The organism is Candidatus Eisenbacteria bacterium, assembly GCA_016235265.1.
GTDB lineage: Bacteria > Eisenbacteria > RBG-16-71-46 > RBG-16-71-46 > JACRLI01 > JACRLI01.
The window spans coordinates 201,014-217,985 of the sequence record JACRLI010000007.1 but is presented as its reverse complement, the minus strand read 5'-3'; the positions used below and the strand labels follow the sequence as shown (position 1 = coordinate 217,985).

Genomic DNA, 16,972 nt, shown 5'->3' with positions numbered 1-16,972 from the left:
AGGGAAGTCGTCGTCTCCGGGGACGCTTCGGCCCCGTGCTATTGCCTGCCCCGCTCCGCCGCGCGCAGGTCCCTGCGCAGCGCCGCGATCAGCGCCGGGGCGGTGCCGCAGCAGCCGCCGATCATCCGCGCCCCCTCCCGCACCCACGCGCGCGCCGCGGTGCGGAAGCGCTGCGTATCGGCGGGATCGCCGCCGGGCCGCCACGTACTGGCGTCCGCCGCGCGCCCCAGGTTGGCGTACACCGCGGCGGGACCGTCCCAGTGGCGGCGCACCTGCCGCAGCGCGCCGGTGCTCAGCCCGGGCGCGTTGCAGTTCACGCCGACGTAGAGCGGGCCCAGTTCCGCCACCCGCGCCACCGCGTCGCCCAGGTCGTGCCCGCCCAGCAGGTGCTCGGGATCGCGCAGCACGAAGCTCACGCCCGCCGCCAGCCCCGCTTCCCGCGCGCAACGCAGCGCCGCCACGGCCTCGCGCGCGGTGCCCATGGTTTCGAGGGCGGCGAAGTCCACGCCGGCGAACCTCAGATTCGCGGCGTGGCGAGCGTGCTCCGCCTCCATCTCCATCTCGGAGGGAGCGAGTTCCGGGTGGAAGCAGTCTTCCAGCGGGGCCACCGAGCCGGCCACCCACACCGGGTGCGCGGCGTTGCCGGCGGCCTCGCGCGCGAGGTCCACGGCAAGCTGGGTGAGCAGGCGGTCGCGCCCGGCGATCCCCGCGCGCTCCAGTGCGCGCGCGTGGGTGCGGAAGGTGCATGCGGTGAGCACTTCCGCTCCGGCCAGCGCGTACTCGGTGTGGATTTCGGCCAGCGTGGTGGGCGCGGCATCAATGGCCCGCGCCGACCACGCCGGCGGCGCGCAGTCCACGCCGCGCCGCTCCAGTTCGGTGCCCAGCGCGCCGTCCAGCAGCACCGGCGCGCCGGATTCCAGGCGGGCGCGGAAGTCTCCCCGGTGGAAGGTCACCGCGGTTGTCCCGCGAGCCCCCGCGGGCTATCCTTGGGGCATGCCCTCGGACCCCGCCGCGGAGCCCCTCCAGCCGGTACCCAACTGTCCGCCGAAAGGACCTGCATGCGTCGTCTTCTCCTGATATCCGCCGTCCTGGCTCTCGCCGCCCTCGCCTGGGGCTGCGGCGACAGCACGGTGGTCACGCCCACGCCGAAGCCTCCGCAGCTCACCCCTGCGACCATCGGCGTGATCGAGGACACCACCGTCGCGAGGGCCCAGCGCGTCGTGGACCTGGTGTTCACGTGGCAGACCGACCAGGCGTCCACCGACGTCCTGTACTATGGTCCGCACCCCGACTCGCTGCGCGACAGCCTGGTCGCCGAGAACGGGGACTTTCCGCGCGGTGACGGGACCACGCAGCATGTCCACCAGGCCCCCGCGAGCGGCAGGCCGGCGCTGCGCCGTCCGGTGGACACGGTGCTGTTCTACCGGGTGCGCATGAAATCGCTGGATTCCCGTGCGCCGCTCGGGGTTTCGGATCCGCCGGCGCGCTACCACACGTTCAACCCGGACCTGGCGGCGGGGCGCAGGTCGCAGGATTGAGTTGCGCGGGCCGGCGCAGGGCGGCGTCCATTCCTGGCGACAGCCGGTCCCACCACGGGAGTCCCAAACACCACGGGCCCGGCGACGCCGGGCCCGCTGACTTCCGATCCGCCGCCGCCGCCGGGGTTCGCGCCGCCCGGGGCGATCCGGCCTACTTGAACCGGTAGCCCAACGAGAACGCCCGCGTCACGCCCAGGGCCTCGGTGGCATCGAAGGCGCCGGCCACGTCCACCCGCAGGCGGCCGCGGGCGAAGCCGGCCCCCAGCGTCGGGACGGCGCGCGGCTCCGAGCCCAGGTGCATCCGCATCCCGCCGCGGGCCTTCAACTGGTGATCCAGGAAATCCGCCTCCGCCCCGGTCCACAGCACCGCCGCGTGGGAGGACGACGCCTCCATTCCCGTTTCGCAGCGCAGGCCGCCGAGATTGAGCCCCAGGCCCACCGCGAACACGTTGGCCAGCGCCTCGCTCACTCCCAGGTCCTTCCACTTCACGGTGCTCATCAGGTTGCGCGCGCCAAGGCCCAGGTCCAGTGTGCGCGTGAGCCGCACGGCCACGCCCGCGTCCACGGCGTAGCCGGACACCGACGCGCCCGCGGCGGCGGTGCTGTTGCCCAGCAGTCGCAGCGTGCCGCCGACCGAGATGTAGGGCGCGATCGCGTACGCGTAGCCCGCGCCCACCTGCGTCTCGGACCAGCGCGCGCCCTCCGACAGGTCGAACCCGCCCCCCATCAGGAACGCTCCCGCCGCGCTGCGGCGAACGTGCACGCCCGGCGACAGGTGGGGCAGCTCGCGCCCGATGAGCAGGGCCCCCGCCACGGCGGTGTGCGAGGCCCCGAACCCGGACGCCGGCGTGGAGTAGCCCGCGGTCACGCCCGGCGCTTCCATGAACACCAGCAGCGAGGGGTTCCAGCGCAGCGCGGTTTCGTCGCGCGGCAGAGTGACCAGCGTGCCGCCCATGGCAAAGGCGCGCGCGTCGAGCGCATCCATCTGAAACACGGTGGTCCGGTCCTGGGCCGGCGCCGGCGCGGCGGGGAGCGACAGGGATGCGGCGAGCAGGGCCGCGGCGAGCAGGCGGCGCGTCATGGCATCACCACCACCGCCAGCCGGCGGGTCTCGAAGGAGCCGTCGCGGTAGCCCAGGCGTGCCACGCACAGGTACGGTCCACGGCCCACCATCACCTGGCTCTCGTTGAAGAGGTCCCAGGACAACTCGTAGCTCAGGCCCAGCAGGTCGGAGGAGCGATCGGTGAACAGGCGGCGCACGAAGCTCCCATCGGGCCGGTAGATGCGGACCTCCAGGCTCTGCCCCGAGCGCGCGAGCTGGGCCAGGAACGCGTCGCCCGCCCGAAACACTTCGGGAGCAGTGATGCCGGCGGCGATCGAGAACTCCACCGAGCCGGAAAGCACCGCCGAGCGGTTGCCGGCCTTGTCTCCGCCCCGGATCGTGTACGAGTTGATACCCGGCTCCAGCCGCAGGGAATCCTTGAACACCCCGCCGGTGACCAGCTTCTGGAACTTCAGCGTGCCCCCGGTGGACGGCTGCAGCGTGGTGTAGAGCGTGTCGGTGGCGGGACACGTGCCCGAGATCACCAGCAGCGACCGGGCCACTCGTCCGGGCACGGGCGAGGTGAGCGTGAGCACCGGGGACGAGACGTCAATGCTGAGCGTGCGCGAGCCCGTGGTCACGTAGCCGACGCGGCTGATGGCCGCGTAGTCGAAGGTGAGCAGCCCCTCCTTGTGCAGCGGGTCGGAGGTGTCGGGGAAGGCCACCGCCCAGGCGCCGGCCGGGCCCAGCGCCGCGTACTTCCACGGCCCGCTACCGAAGCGCACCCGCAGCGAGTCCACGCCGTGACGGTCCACCGCCGTGCAGCGGATGCTGTCCGGGTACGCCGTAAGGTAGGTGTAGAAGATCTCCCCGGAGATCCTCGTCGGGGCGGGCAGGTTGGAGAACAGCAGGGCCGGCCCGCTCAACGCGTAGTCGAGGGACCAGAAGCCGCCGCCGCCGCGGTTTCCGGCGGCGTCGAACGTCTCGAGGTGCACCGTGTGCACGCCGTCGCGATTCATGCTGGCGTCCGGCGTCCACGCGGCGGTGAAGGTGACGGTGTCGCCCGAGACGCTGCGCGCCACGGCCAGCGTGTCGTCGAAATCCTGCGCCAGGCCCGGGATGCGTTCGATCCACGCCAGCGCCCGGTCGCCGCCGGCGCGCGAGGTGTCGAAGCTGGAGACGTCGAAGCGCACCACGGCCCGCTGCGGCGGGACGCTGCCCGGGGCCAGCGGCGCGTACGGGTTGGGCTGGATGCTCACGTTGGTGACGCCCGGCGCCGTGAGGTCCACCGTGGCCGCCACCGACACCGGCTCGCTCCACGACCCGCCTCGGCGGGCCTGCACCAGCAGGACGTAGTCGCCCTCCGGGACCACGCTGCCCAGGTCGCTGCGGCCGTCCCAGGGGATGCTCACGTCCCCGGGTCCGACAGGGCCGTTCAGGACGAGGGTTCGCGCGTTCTGGGGCAGGTGCAGCGATCCGCCGATGGAGACCGCCACGACGTCGGCGGTGTCGTCCACCGAGAAGAGCGCGTAGCAGGTGTCGCGCAGCCCGTCACCGTTGGGCGAGAAGCGCGACGGTTCCGCCCGCAGGCCGCGGACCTGGATGGCGGAGGCCGCGCCGGAAGACAGGGCGAGACAGAGCGCCAGGGCGAGGAGGAAGGCGGCGAAGGCGGCCGTCCCCGGGGTTCGGGTGGACATCCATGGGAAGCTAACAACGGCGGCGGGAGAAGTCAAAGGGGACGGCCGGGCTGGGTGGCCGGACGCGTGCCTCGTGGCGGGCCACCGCCCGCCACAGTACCCCCGCAACCGGCGCTTGCACCCGCCATCCCCCGGGGCTACCATTCGCTCGTGACCAGCCACCCGGTCTTCCCACCGCACCCCTCCGCGATTCCCAAACCGACCCGGCCCGCCATGGCTGTGTTTCGTGCAATCCTGGCGGCGACCGCGCTGGCCTGCAGCTGCATGGCCGGCTGGGCGGTCGCGCAGGGCGGTTCGGCAGCGGCACAGGGGAGGTCCGCACCCGGCACGGCCGGGGCGAGCCCGACGGCCGTTGCGACCGAGCCGCCCCTGAACGACATCGCCGTCTTCGACTCGGCCGTCGCCACCATCCGCGCCAGTTTCTTCGACCCGGAATTCAATCACGCACCGCTGGACTCCACGTCCGCGTGGCGGCGCTCGCAACTGGTGGCCGCCGGGGCCTCCGCCGACGTGCAGCGCCAGGTGCGCGACCTTCTCGCCGAGCTGCGCTATTCCGGCTGCCGGTTCTACCGCGAGGGGCGTGCGCCCGACTTCACTCCCGCCTTCCGCGTGCGCCAGACCGTGGACGGCGTGGTGGTGGTGGCGGTGCAGCCGGGCTCGGACTGCGAGAAGGCCGGCCTGTTCAAGGGCGACTACCTGGTGACCCACGAGAGCGACCTGCCCGGCGCGCGCGGCTCCATGCTCACGCTTCGCGTGCGCACCGGCGACGGCGTGGAGTGGAGCCAGCCGGTGCGCCGCGACGGCTTCTCCTCCACCGAGTCCGACCTGGGCTGGACCGTGTACGCGAAGCGCGTGGGCTACCTGCGCGTGAGCCGCCTGCACGACCCCACCGTGGTGGACACGGCCATGCAGCACGTGTCGAAGTTCCCGGACCTGATCCTGGACGTGCGCGGCTGCGCCGACGCCGACGTGTCGGTGCTGGCCCTGCTGTCGCAGTTCGCGGAGAAGTCCTCCAACGCCGGTTTCGTGGCCAACCGCCGCGGCCTCGAGACGCTGGGCCGGGCGATGATCGTCAAGTACCCGCGCGGCACCGCCGAGAGCACCGGCTCGCCGTGGCTGTTCCATCCCACGCTGAGCGAGCGCGGACTGCTGGTGCTGCGCGTGCAGCCCGTGGAGAAGCCGTACTCCGGAGAGGTGGTGGTGCTGGCCGACGAGGGCACCGCGGGCTTCGCGGAGCTGATTCCGCGGTGGTTCCGCGAGCAGAAGCGCGGCCGGGTGATCGGGCGCATCACCGCCGGGCGCGGAGGGCTGTCCGCGGCGCTGCGTGCGGCGCAGGGCTGGTTCCTGGAGCTGCCCACCGCGGCGCTGTTCGCGGCCGACGGCCTGCCGCTGGAAGGCCGCGGGGCGGTGCCCACGAACTTCGTGAAGTGGCGGCAGATCGACGTGCGCGCCGGGGCCGATCCGGACATCGAGCGCGCGCTGCAGCTGCTGGGGGCGGACCAGGCGGAACCGTAGGGCGGACGGGCGTGGATGCTCCCCACACGGCTCGATCGCCTGCGCCCGGGAAGAGGATCGTGCCGTGGCGTGTAGCGGGGCGGCCGGCGTGAACCGCCGACCGCCCCGCGTTGTTCCCGCTCCTGCCGCCGGGAGTTCTACTTCATCAGTACGATTCTCCGGTTCAGCAGCCTTCCCTCGGCCTCCATTCGAACGAGGTACACCCCGGACGCCAGCGGCTGGCCCAGGTCGCCGCGGCCATCCCAGTGGGTCGTGTGTGCCCCGGGTTCCCGGTCCTCGGATACCAGCTGCCTCACCCGCGCCCCCGATACCGAGTAGACCGCCAGCTCCACCCTTCCCGAGCGCGTAAGTCCGAACGACAGGTCCACCTCTCCGCGGCTCGGGTTGGGCCGCGGCGCCTCCAGCGCCAGCGCCACGGGCACCCTCTCCACGTCCGTCGGGACCGTCACCAGGAACAGGCTCGACGTCGTTCCCGTGCCCGCCGAGTTGCTCACCGCCACCGCGACCGCCCCCAGGGGAGCGTTCGTGGGCACCACCGCCCTCAGCTGAAGCGGCCCCAGCACCGTGAAGCTCGACGCCGCCTTCCCCCCGAACCACACCTGGGTGATCGGACGCGGCGGGTTGAGGAAGCCTCCCCCGTTCACTGTCACCTGCGTGCCCGGAGGACCCGACGCCGGTGTGAAGCTGGCCAGGAACGGGGCCTCGAGCGGGACCGTCACCGTGAAGCTGCCCGAACTGAGGGCCGTGCCCGCGGGCGTGACCACCGTGATCGACGCCGTGCGCGCCCCCGGAGGCACCGTCGCCGTGATCTGCGTGGCCGAGTTCACGGTGAAGCTGGCGTAGGCTCCCTCGCCGAACTTCACCACCGTCGCCCCCGTGAAGTTCACCCCGTTGATCGTCACCGAGGCGCCCACCACCCCCGAGAGCGGAAGGAAGGATGTGATCGCCGGCCCGGCCGTCACCGTGAAGCTCGATGCGCTCGTGGCCGTGCCCCCCGGCGTGGTCACCGCGATCGTCCCGCTCGTGGCTCCCACCGGCACCCTCGCCGTCATCTGGATGTTGGAGGTCACGCTGTAGATCGTCGCCGGTGTGCCGTTGAACGTCACCCCGGTGGCGCCCGTGAAGTTCGTCCCGGTCAGCGTCACCGTCGTGTTGACCGGGCCCGACGAGGGGCTGAACGATGTCAGCGTGGGCGGCAGGTGGAAGTTCGTGGCGCTGAACGCCATCCCCGCCGGGTTGTTCACGGAGAGCACGCCGGTCGTCGCCCCCGCGGGGACCGTCGCCGTGATCTGGATGGCGCTGTTCACCGTGAAGCTGGCCGGGATGGTGTTCCAGAAGACCACCGTGTTCACCCCGGTGAAGTTCGTCCCGGTGATCACCACGCTGGCGCCCACCGTGCCGTGGTCGGGCGTGAAGGAGCTGATCGTGGGCGGGGAGCCCACGAAGAAGCTCGGGCTGCTCGTGCCCGTGCCCGCGGGGTTGGTGGCGCTGACGGGACCGGTCGTGGCTCCCGCGGGCACCGTCGCCGTGATCTGCGTGGCGCTGTTCACCGTGAAGCTCGCGGACGTCCCGTTGAACGCCACCGCCGTCACCCCGGTGAAGCCCGTGCCGGTGATCGTCACGCTGGTCCCGGCCAGGCCGGAGGGGGGCGAAAACGTGGAGATGGTCGGGGCGCTGCCCACGAAGTAGCTCGAACCGCTGCTGCCGGTCCCGGCGGGGTTGGTCACCGCGATCGGACCCGTCGTGGCTCCCACCGGAACCGTGGCCGTGATCACCGTCGAGGAATCCACGGTGAATGTGGCGCTGGTGCCGTTGAAGGTCACCGAGGTCGAACCGGTGAAGTTGGAGCCGCGTACCTTCACACTGGTCCCCACCGGGCCGCCGGCGGGAACGAAGAGGGACACGACGGGCGCGGTGCCCACGAAGAAGCTGGAAGCGCTGGCGCCGGTGCCGGCGGGGTTCGTGACGGAGATCGGTCCGGTCGTGGCTCCGCCCGGGACCGTGGTCGAGATCGACACGTCCGAGTTCACGGTGAACGAGGCAGCGGTGCCGTTGAACGCCACCGAACTCGCCCCGGTGAAGTTGGTGCCTGCCAGCGTGACCGATGTTCCCACCGTGCCGGAAGTCGGCGAGAAGCTCGATACCGTGGGCCCATTGCCCACGAAGAAGCTGCTGGCGCTGGATCCCGTTCCCGCCGGGTTGGTCACGCTGATCGGGCCGGTCGTGGCTCCACCAGGCACTGTGGCAGTGATCTGCGTGGACGTGTTCACTGAGAACGAGGCGGACGTCCCATTGAACGACAGCGCTGTGGCTCCGGTGAAGTTGGCTCCGGTCACCGTGACCGAGGCTCTCGGGAGGCCAAACGTCGGCGCGAAGCTGCTCACCACGGGTGCGCTCCCGATGAAGAAACCGCCCGCACTGGTGCCGGTGCCGGCCGGGTTGGTCACGCTGATCGGACCGGTCGTGGCCCCGCCGGGAACGGTCGCCGTGATCTGGGTCACATTGTCCACCGTGAACGACGCCGAACTGCCGTTGAAGGCTACCGCGGTGGAACTGGTGAAGTTGGTGCCGGTCACCGTGACCGACGTGCCTGCGGTGCCCGAAGTCGGTGAGAAGCTCGCCACCGTGGGAGCACTCCCCACGAAGAAGCTGTCGGCGCTCGTGCCCGTGCCGACCGGGTTCACGACCCGGATCGGCCCTGTCGTCGCACCCGCGGGCACCGTCGCCGTGATCTGCGTGGCGTTGTTCACCGTGAACGAGGTCGCCGCCACGAGGTAGAACCGCACCTCGGTCGCGCCGACGAAGTTCGTGCCGCCGATGGTCACCGACGTCCCGACCGGTCCCCCGCCCGGCGAGAAGCTGCTCACAGTGGGCGCACTGCCCACGAAGAAGCTGCCCGAGCTGGTGGCCGTTCCCCCGGGCGTGGTGACCGCGATCTGGCCCGTCGTGGCCCCCGCGGGCACCGTGGCGGTGATCACCGTCGAGGAGTCCATCGTGAACGCGGCCGCCGTGCCGTTGAACGTCACCGAGGAGGCCCCGTCGAGGATGGTGCCGCGCACCTTCACGCTCGTGCCCACCGGGCCGGCGGCCGGGACGAACAGCGCGATCGTCGGTGGCACGAGCACCGTGAAGCTCGTGGAGCTCGAACCGGACCAGCTCCCATGGCTCACCGTGATCGGCCCGGTCGTCGCACCGGCCGGCACCGTTGCGGTGAGTGAATCGTCGTTCACCACGCTGAAGCTGGCGCTCACCCCGTTGAAGTTCACCGCGGAGGCGCCGAGGAAGTTGCGTCCCTTCACCTGGAGGGTCGTTCCCACGAAGCCGGATGCCGGCGCGAACGAATCCACCACCGGGGCCACCGTGAAGGTATCCGTGGAGGACAGGTACCCAACCGCCAACACGGTAGTATCGCAGTAGCACCCAAGCTGAAGGACTCCGGTGCGCGCACCCGCGGGAACGGTCGTCGTGATGGTGTGTTCATCGCCGGTGGACACGGCCGGGACCCCGGAGAAGAACTCCACGCTCATCGCACCGAGATCGAAGAACCCCTGGATGGTGACCGTGGTCCCCACCGGCCCCCCGGTGGGACTGATGGAGGTCACGCCGAGCGTGTAGAAGTAGCTGGCAGGCACGCCCGGTCCTCCGGCGGTGCCCGCGGGAGTGACCACCGTGATGAAACCGGGGCCGCCGCCTGCGGGCACGGTCGCAGTGATGACGCTGTCACTCACCACCGTAAAGCCCGGGGAGAGGTTCCCGGCAAACCGGACCTCGCTGGCACCGGTGAAGTTGTGGCCCAGGATGCTGCGTGACACTCCCGCCGTGCCGCAGGTTGCCAGGTAGAGACCGGTGATCACCGGCGGCGCAGTGAGGGCCGCGTACAGGTCGTCGTTGGTGCCGCTGCGGTGGTCCACCCAGGTGGCTACCGCCTGGCCGTCGGCCCCAACCGCCAGCGCGGGACTGTGCTGGCTGTTGGCTGCCGTGCACACCGGCGAGCCGCCGCTGGACCCGGCGACCGCTCCATCCGTATTCACGAAGGCGCCGTAGATATCCCCGGCCCCGTTCCGCGAGTCTTCCCAGAGCAGGTGCGCGGATCCCGCGAGGGACGCGGCCATCACCGGGGACGACTTGGTGGAGGAGGCCACACCGGTGGCGACCGCGCCCGGGTCCCACAGCGCCCCGCCGGTCGCGGCGCCGAGCCTCTGTGCGTACACGTCGTCGTGCGTTCCGCTGCGGTGATCGAGCCACCCCACGATGGCGCCGCCGGCACCGTCCGGGACCGCGGCGGGCCGGGTCTGGGCGCCCGACGCGGGGCACACGGCCACACCGTCTGCCGCCCACTGCGGCGTGCCCAGGCTGTCCACGCGCTGCGCAAAGACGGCGGAGGGACTCGACCGTCCATCCTCCCACGCGACGATCACGCCGTGGAGGCCGTCGCCCGCGACGCTCGGAAGGGAGCGGGAACCGGCCGCGGAACAGACCGTCGTATTGGACGCCCACTCGGTGACGACGGAGCCGACGCCCATGGAGGTCCAGGTGAGGATGCCGCGCGCGAGCAGGTCGTGCCCACCGTCGCCTGGGCGGCGGGCACGGAACGCCAGAATTGCCTTTCCGGGGCCGCCTTCGATGAGTCTCGGCTGATCCCTCTTGTCCAGGGGGGAGCCCCCGTACCGCTGCCGCTGCTCGATCCGCATCGAGCTGGGGACCCCGTCCGCATCGCAGGCCGCGACGTCAATCCAGGAGGTGGTGTCCGAGGGGGCCGAGGGATAGTCGTGCTGCTGGATCCCGGCCTGGCAGAGGATGACTCCCCCCCTTCCATCCGGAACCGCCTGAAGATCCGTGAAGTTCGTGAGTACGGGGCCGTGGGTGCCACCGTTCGGCTCCTCGGCCAGCACGACGCCTGTGGAGCCCCAGGGCAGCGCTCCCGTCGAATCCACCCGCTGCGCCACCAGCCTGACATCCTGCAGCGTAAGCGGATTCATATCCTGAAACACCACGGTGGCCCAGTAGTCCCCCACTACCACCTTGACCACGCCGGGAAACGGGACGCTGGCGACCTGCACCCCGCCAGCCGGCCACATCGGAGCCCGGTCGCCGGAAGGGAGAAACCGCTGAACGTAGATGCCGCCGGTGTTCCGCCACGCCACGTAGTAGGAACCGTACCGGTCCATGGCCACGGATGGGCCGGTGTCATCCCCCGACATGATCGTGACGGGGTGGTTCACCGTGGGATCCCCGGCCCAGTAGGCGGAGGCAGGCCGGGGGCAGAGGACCAGGAGCGGGAGCAGTATCAGGGGCGCGGAATACCTGATGGACGGCCTCATGACGTCTCTCCGGGTGAGAGTCTCGCCTTGCCTCCGGTCCCGCGGTCCACGCCGGGGAGGACCACATGTCGGACAGGTGACGGTGCGGCCCGGGATGCCAGAAGGTGCGGTCGATGCCGGGGCCACACATGGGTGATGGATGGACAATAAGTATCAACTCACATCTTCGTTTCATCAATGAATTATGACTGGTTACGTGCTGCGTTTGTCTTCGCAACAACGTCCGGGGGCCCTTGATCCCGCAAGTCAATCCGGGGAACCGGGAGGGCCCGGCGGGCGCCCCTCACATGGTTGGTCGCAGACTGCGGAGAGGAATCACAACCTGGCCGGGTCGGACTCCAGGGGGGTCTCGCGGGGAAACACGCCGGGCAGGCATTTCTGCCTGCCCGGCGTGAGGTTGTTGGTCCTTTGGCCTGGCGCGGGGCGGGCCTGGGTGGCTGCCCTGCACCTTCGATCGTCGCCTAGAAGTCCTCGCCGCCGTATCCGCCGCCACCCGGGGCCGCGGGGGCCTTCTTCTTCTCGGGGATCTCGGTGATCAGGCACTCGGTGGTGAGCAGCAGGGCCGCCACGCTGGAGGCATTCTGCAGCGCGCACCGGGTGACCTTGGTCGGGTCGATGATGCCGGCCTCGAACATGTCCACGTAGGCTTCCTTGTCCGCGTCGAAGCCCACCGCCTTCTTCTCCTTCTTGACGGTCTCCACCACGATCGAACCCTCCTTGCCGGAGTTGTTCACGATCTGGCGGAGCGGCTCCTCGAGCGCGCGGCGGACGATGTTCACGCCCACCTGCTCGTCGTGGCTCAGGCCGGTCAGCTTGTCCAGCGCCGGGATGGAGCGGATGAGCGCCAGGCCGCCGCCCGGGACGATGCCCTCCTCCACCGCGGCACGGGTGGCGTGGAGCGCGTCCTCGACGCGGGCCTTCTTCTCCTTCATCTCGGTCTCGGTCGCGGCGCCGACGTTGATCACGGCCACGCCGCCGGCCAGCTTCGCGAGGCGCTCCTGCAGCTTCTCCTTGTCGTAGTCGCTGGTGGAGTCCTCGATCTCGCGCTTGATCTGTTCCTTGCGCGCGTCAATGTCGGCCTTCTTGCCGCCGCCCTCGACGATGGTGGTGTTCTCCTTGTCGATGGTGATGCGCTTGGCGCGGCCGAGGTCCTCGACCTTCACGCTCTCCAGCTTGATCCCGATGTCCTCGGTGATCAGCTTGCCGCCGGTCAGGATCGCGATGTCCTCGAGCATGGCCTTGCGGCGGTCGCCGAAGCCCGGGGCCTTCACGGCGCACGCGCTCAGGATGCCGCGCAGCTTGTTGACGACCAGGGTGGCGAGCGCCTCGCCCTCGACGTCCTCGGCCACGATCAGGAACGGCTTGCCCTTCTGGGCGACCTTCTCCAGCAGCGGGAGCAGGTCCTTGAGGTTGGAGAGCTTCTTCTCGTAGAGCAGGATGTAGGCGTCCTCGAGGACCACCTCCATCGTGTCCTTCTCGGTCACGAAGTACGGCGAGACATAGCCCTTGTCGAACTGCATCCCGTCCACGAGGTCCAGCGTGGTGTCAATGGAACGGGCCTCCTCGACGGTGATGGTGCCGTCCTTGCCGACCTTCTCCATCGCCTCGGCGATGATCTTGCCGATCGAGGTGTCGCCGTTGGCGGAGATGGCCGCGACCTGCTCGATCTCCTTGTTGTCCTTCACCGGCTTCGAGAGCTTCTTCAGCTCGGCCACGATGGCCTCGACCGACTTCTCGATGCCGCGCTTGATGGCCATCGGCGAACTGCCGGCGGTCACGTTCTTGAGCCCCTCGCGGAAGATGGACTCGGCGAGCACGGTGGCCGTGGTGGTGCCGTCGCCGGCCACGTCGCTGGTCTTGCTGGCGACCTCGCGCACCATCTGCGCGCCCATGTTCTGGTACGGGTCCTCGAGCTCGATCTCCTTGGCCACGCTCACGCCGTCCTTGGTGACGGTGGGCGAGCCCCACTTCTTGTCGAGCACCACGTTGCGGCCGCGGGGTCCCAGGGTGACCTTGACCGCCTTGGCCAGGATCTCGACGCCTTCCAGTACCTTCTGGCGGGCGTTGTCACTGAACAACAGCTGCTTGGCAGCCATGGAATTTCCTCCTCGGAGTAGGTGAACCTACTTGGTGGCGACAATCGCCAGGACGTCGTCCTCGCGCATGATCAGGTACTCGGCGCCGTCAATCTTGACCTCGGTGCCCGAGTACTTGCTGATGAGGATGCGGTCGCCCTTCTTCACTTCCATGGCGATGCGCTTGCCCTCGTCGGTCATGCGGCCCGGGCCGGCGGCCACGACCTCGCACTCCTGGGGCTTCTCCTTGGCGGTGTCCGGGATGATGATCCCGCCCTTCTTGACCTCACCCTCCTCGAGACGCTTCACGAGGATCCGATCGGCCAGAGGCTTCACGTGCATGGTGCTGCTCCTTTCCCTTGATTCCAGGGTTCCGTTGGACTGTGCTGACGCCCGGCGCGGGCCTGCTGTGCGGCGACGTCGCGCCGGACCAACATCCGGGCCCGGCAGAGCCGGGCTGGCTGGCATTCAGTATCCCCAGTGTAGGGCAATCTCCGTGCCGGGACACTTCAATAGTTAGTGAACTTCGTCACAAACATATGCGAAAGCCAAGCAAATAAATAAAATATCATGCAGTGCCAAATTGACAAATCAAGGCCTTCCAAGACTGAAGAACAGGCCCCTCTTTGCCCTTTTGGCACGAAAGGTCGCCTCTTGAAACGCTCGGTGAGGGGTGTGGGTTTCAGATTGAAACGGAGGTTTTTCAAACTTCGCGCTTGTCCGGGCGGCTACGCTGGGACTTGTGGATGGCGCGCCAGCGACGGCGCTCTTCCGCCCGCAGCGCGGGGTCCGCGCGCCGGGCCTCGAAATTCAGTTCCGCGCGCAGCTTGAGGAAGCTCTCGTATCGGCTCTCGGGGATGTCGCCGGCCTGCACCGCGTGGCGCACCGCGCAGCCGGGCTCGGCTTCGTGGCTGCAGTCGCGGAAGCGGCACTTCTCACCCAGCTGCTCGATCTCGGGGAACGCCTGGGAGATGCCGAGCTCGCCCTCCCACAGGCCGATCTCGCGCATGCCCGGCGTGTCCAGCAGCAGCCCGCGCCCGGGCAGGACGTGGATGCGCCGCGTGGTGGTGGTGTGGCGGCCCCGTCCGTCGGCGCGCAGACCGCCGGTGGGCATGAGCTCCTGGCCCGCCAACCGGTTCACGATGGTGGACTTGCCCACGCCCGAAGAGCCCACGAAGCTGCACGTGCGCCCAGGCGCCAGGTACGGGTCCAGCGGCAGGAGGCCGCCCTCATCCACCGCGCTCACCACGTGCACCGGCGCGCCCGAGGCCACGCCCACGGCGTCGCCCACGAAGGCGTCGGGGTTGCCGCAGAGGTCCGACTTGCTGAGCAGCACCACCGGCTGCGCGCCGCTCTCCCAGAGCAGCGTCATGTAGCGCTCGATGCGCCGCGCGTTGAAGTCGCGGTCCAGGCTCTGTACCAGGAACACCACGTCCACGTTGGTGGCGACGATCTGTTCCTCTTCGCGCTTGCCGGCGGCGCGGCGCGAGAACTGCGTGCGGCGGCGGAGGACGCGCTGCACCACGGCGCGCCCGGCGTCGGCCACGCGTGCCAGCACCCAGTCGCCGGTGACCGGCATCAGGCCGCCCGACTGCGCCTCGTGGCGCATCCGGCCGGTGACCTCCCCCTCCAACTCACCGGACTCCGCCAGCAGGCGGCAGCGGCGGCGCTGCTCCTCGATCACCCGCGCAGGCACCAGCCCCGCGTCGGTGGCGGGGTCGAGCTGGTCCTGGAAGAAAGAAGTCCAGCCGAGGGTCGCGAGGTCGTGCACGTTTCTCGTTTCGTCCTTTCGGTCCGCCGTTTCGATCTTCCCGCCGGTGCGGCGGTGGCCCATGGTGCGGCCCGCGCCGCGGCCGCTACTCCCGGTGCAGCTCGCGTCCGCGCGTCTCGGGGAAGGTCCACACCCACAGGCCCGCCAGCACCGCGAAGCCCGCGCCCAGGGAGATGCCGCCGGCCAGGCCCCAGCGGGCGGCCATCGCGGCGATCACCAGGGGCGCGGCGAACTGGGCCCCGCGCGCGGCGTTGAACAGCGTGCCGGTGGCGGTGGCGCGCAGCACCGTCGGGAACAACTCGGAGAACATGGGGCCGAAGTTCGACCAGGTGCCCGTGCCGAACCCGGTGAGCGCCAGGAAGAACAACAGCCAGCCGGGGTGATGCTCGATGAGGTCCCACTGCAGCGTGATCATCGCCAGGCCCAGCGCCATGATCATCGCATAGAGGGTGAACGCCGGCCGCCGGCCCACGCGGTCCGAAACCCAGCCGAACGAGGCGTAACCCAGCAGCTCCCCGAACACCACCACCAGCACCTTCAACCCGGACCGCGCGATGCTCATGTGCCGCTGGTGCACCAGGTAGCCGGGCAGCCAGATGTAGGTGAACCAGTACGCGCTCATGTTGAACGTGGCCAGCAGCAGCGCCCGCGCCGCCAGGCCGCGCATGCCCCGGGCCACCAGCGCGCGCAGCGCGAGGCCCGCGCCAGTGCCGCCCCGCGCGCGGGCCCGCTGCCACAGGTCCGACTCCGGGATGTGCGCGCGGATGTAGACCACCAGCAGCGCCGGCAGCGCCGAGATCATGAATACCGCGCGCCAGCCGATCTTCGGCGCCAGGAAGCTCCCGGCCAGCGCCGCCAGGCCCACCCCGATGGGCGCGCCGGTCTGGACCAGCGCCCCGAACCGGCCGCGCACCTTCGGCGGAAACGTCTCCGCCACCAGCGTGTGGGCCATCGCCCACTCCCCGCCCACGCCCAGGCCGGTCACCACCCGCGCCAGCGCCAGCGGCACGATCCCGCCGGCCATCCCGCACAGGAACGCGCCGAGGCTGTAGGTCAGGATGGACCACTGCATCATTGCCCGGCGCCCGAAGCGATCCCCCAGAACCGCGAAGATCGCTCCTCCCGCGGCGGTGGCCAGCAGCGACACGCTGAGCAGCTGGGCCCAGTGCGTCAGCCGCTGTGCGCCCACCAGCCCGAAATCGGCGCAGATGGCCGATTCCAGGAAGGTGAGCAGCATCAGGTCGTAGAAGTCGAACGTCCACCCGGCCCATGCCGCCACCAGGATCCGGTAGTGCACCGCGGTGGGACGAGGCGCTTCACACAACAGGGCGGGTTGCGTCAGCGGTTCCTCCGCTCCGGTCGGGGGGAATGAGTGGGCCGCGGCCGGGAGCCGCGGTGCCCCCTTACTTCTGGAGCCGGAGGATCACCACGGCGTCCTCGCTCTTCGCGCGGGCCACCATGCGGACGTGGTCCACCGTCCGGCCGTCCTTGAAGTCCAGGAGCTGGTAGATGCCCGGCTTCCAGGTGCGCGACTCGAAGTCCACCACCTGGGATTCCCCGTTGCCGAACACCACCTCGGCGAACTCGGCCTGCACCCGGCCCTCGACCTGCAGGAACAGCGCCGTGCCGCGGCTGTCGGCGTTGAGAGAGAACTCGGTCCAGTCGTCTTCCTGGTCCAGGCTCTCCTTGTCCTCCCACACCAGCATTCCCGGCTCGGGCAGCGCAACCACCGTTCCGGCCCAAACCACCGGCGCCAGGAACACCGCTGGCGTGGCGATCTTCCACACGGCCCGCGGCGCGCGCACCACCACCTGCGGCAGGGTGCGCCGCAGCGGGAATCCCTTGTGGACCACCACCACGGTGCGGCGATGGCGCGGGCCACCGCGGCGCACCACGACGCGGCGGGCCTCGGCCACGTCGAAGGCCAGCGTGGTCAGCGCCAGGACTGCGAGGATCAGCATTGCGAGGGGACGTCTCATGGTTGGGCTCCTTTCCCATTCAAGGGACGCTTGG

11 protein-coding genes are annotated in these 16,972 nt (G+C 70.2%); 2 read left to right on the top strand and 9 right to left on the bottom strand.

Annotation, left to right across the window (positions count from 1 at the left end; translation table 11 throughout):
• Window positions 1–38 precede the first annotated feature (38 nt).
• The gene (locus HZB25_04460) at window positions 39–953 is read right to left on the bottom strand and encodes a homocysteine S-methyltransferase family protein (GenBank protein ID MBI5836480.1); all 915 of its coding nucleotides are present in this window, start codon (window positions 951–953) and stop codon (window positions 39–41) included.
• Between the two features lie 105 nt (window positions 954–1,058).
• Here HZB25_04460 and HZB25_04455 point away from each other — a divergent pair, with 105 nt between their 5' ends.
• On the top strand, window positions 1,059–1,538 hold the full coding sequence (locus HZB25_04455) for a hypothetical protein (GenBank protein ID MBI5836479.1): 480 nt from the start codon (window positions 1,059–1,061) through the stop codon (window positions 1,536–1,538).
• 151 nt (window positions 1,539–1,689) lie between these two features.
• Here HZB25_04455 and HZB25_04450 read toward each other — a convergent pair whose 3' ends face one another.
• A complete protein-coding gene (locus HZB25_04450) occupies window positions 1,690–2,619 on the bottom strand; it encodes a hypothetical protein (GenBank protein ID MBI5836478.1) in 930 nt (309 codons plus the stop codon).
• A complete protein-coding gene (locus HZB25_04445; GenBank protein MBI5836477.1) occupies window positions 2,616–4,277 on the bottom strand; it encodes a hypothetical protein in 1,662 nt (553 codons plus the stop codon). Before HZB25_04445 ends, HZB25_04450 begins: the two co-directional genes overlap by 4 nt.
• A 213-nt stretch (window positions 4,278–4,490) precedes the next feature.
• On the opposite strand from HZB25_04445, the gene HZB25_04440 reads away from it, so the two are divergent.
• Window positions 4,491–5,792, top strand: a complete 1,302-nt coding sequence (locus tag HZB25_04440) for a hypothetical protein (protein MBI5836476.1) — start codon at window positions 4,491–4,493, stop codon at window positions 5,790–5,792.
• A gap of 137 nt (window positions 5,793–5,929) precedes the next feature.
• On the opposite strand, the gene HZB25_04435 is transcribed toward HZB25_04440, so the two are convergent.
• The 6 genes from HZB25_04435 to HZB25_04410 form a co-directional block, all read right to left on the bottom strand.
• Complete coding sequence (locus tag HZB25_04435) at window positions 5,930–11,113, bottom strand: IPT/TIG domain-containing protein (GenBank protein MBI5836475.1); 5,184 nt, start codon at window positions 11,111–11,113, stop codon at window positions 5,930–5,932.
• A gap of 461 nt (window positions 11,114–11,574) precedes the next feature.
• Entirely contained in the window at window positions 11,575–13,209 is a 1,635-nt protein-coding gene (groL, locus tag HZB25_04430) for a chaperonin GroEL (GenBank protein ID MBI5836474.1), read from the bottom strand.
• Between the two features lie 27 nt (window positions 13,210–13,236).
• Window positions 13,237–13,530 carry a co-chaperone GroES gene (groES, locus tag HZB25_04425; protein MBI5836473.1) on the bottom strand — a complete coding sequence of 98 codons (294 nt, stop codon included), beginning with the start codon at window positions 13,528–13,530 and terminating at the stop codon, window positions 13,237–13,239.
• A gap of 361 nt (window positions 13,531–13,891) precedes the next feature.
• Window positions 13,892–14,959: a ribosome small subunit-dependent GTPase A gene (gene rsgA / locus HZB25_04420; protein MBI5836472.1), complete on the bottom strand. Its 1,068-nt coding sequence runs from the start codon at window positions 14,957–14,959 to the stop codon at window positions 13,892–13,894.
• 85 nt (window positions 14,960–15,044) lie between these two features.
• Window positions 15,045–16,283 (bottom strand): MFS transporter, encoded by a 1,239-nt coding sequence (locus tag HZB25_04415; protein MBI5836471.1) that lies wholly within the window; start codon window positions 16,281–16,283, stop codon window positions 15,045–15,047.
• Window positions 16,284–16,362: 79 nt separating this feature from the next.
• Window positions 16,363–16,938: a hypothetical protein gene (locus HZB25_04410; GenBank protein ID MBI5836470.1), complete on the bottom strand. Its 576-nt coding sequence runs from the start codon at window positions 16,936–16,938 to the stop codon at window positions 16,363–16,365.
• Between the last annotated feature and the right edge of the window lie 34 nt (window positions 16,939–16,972).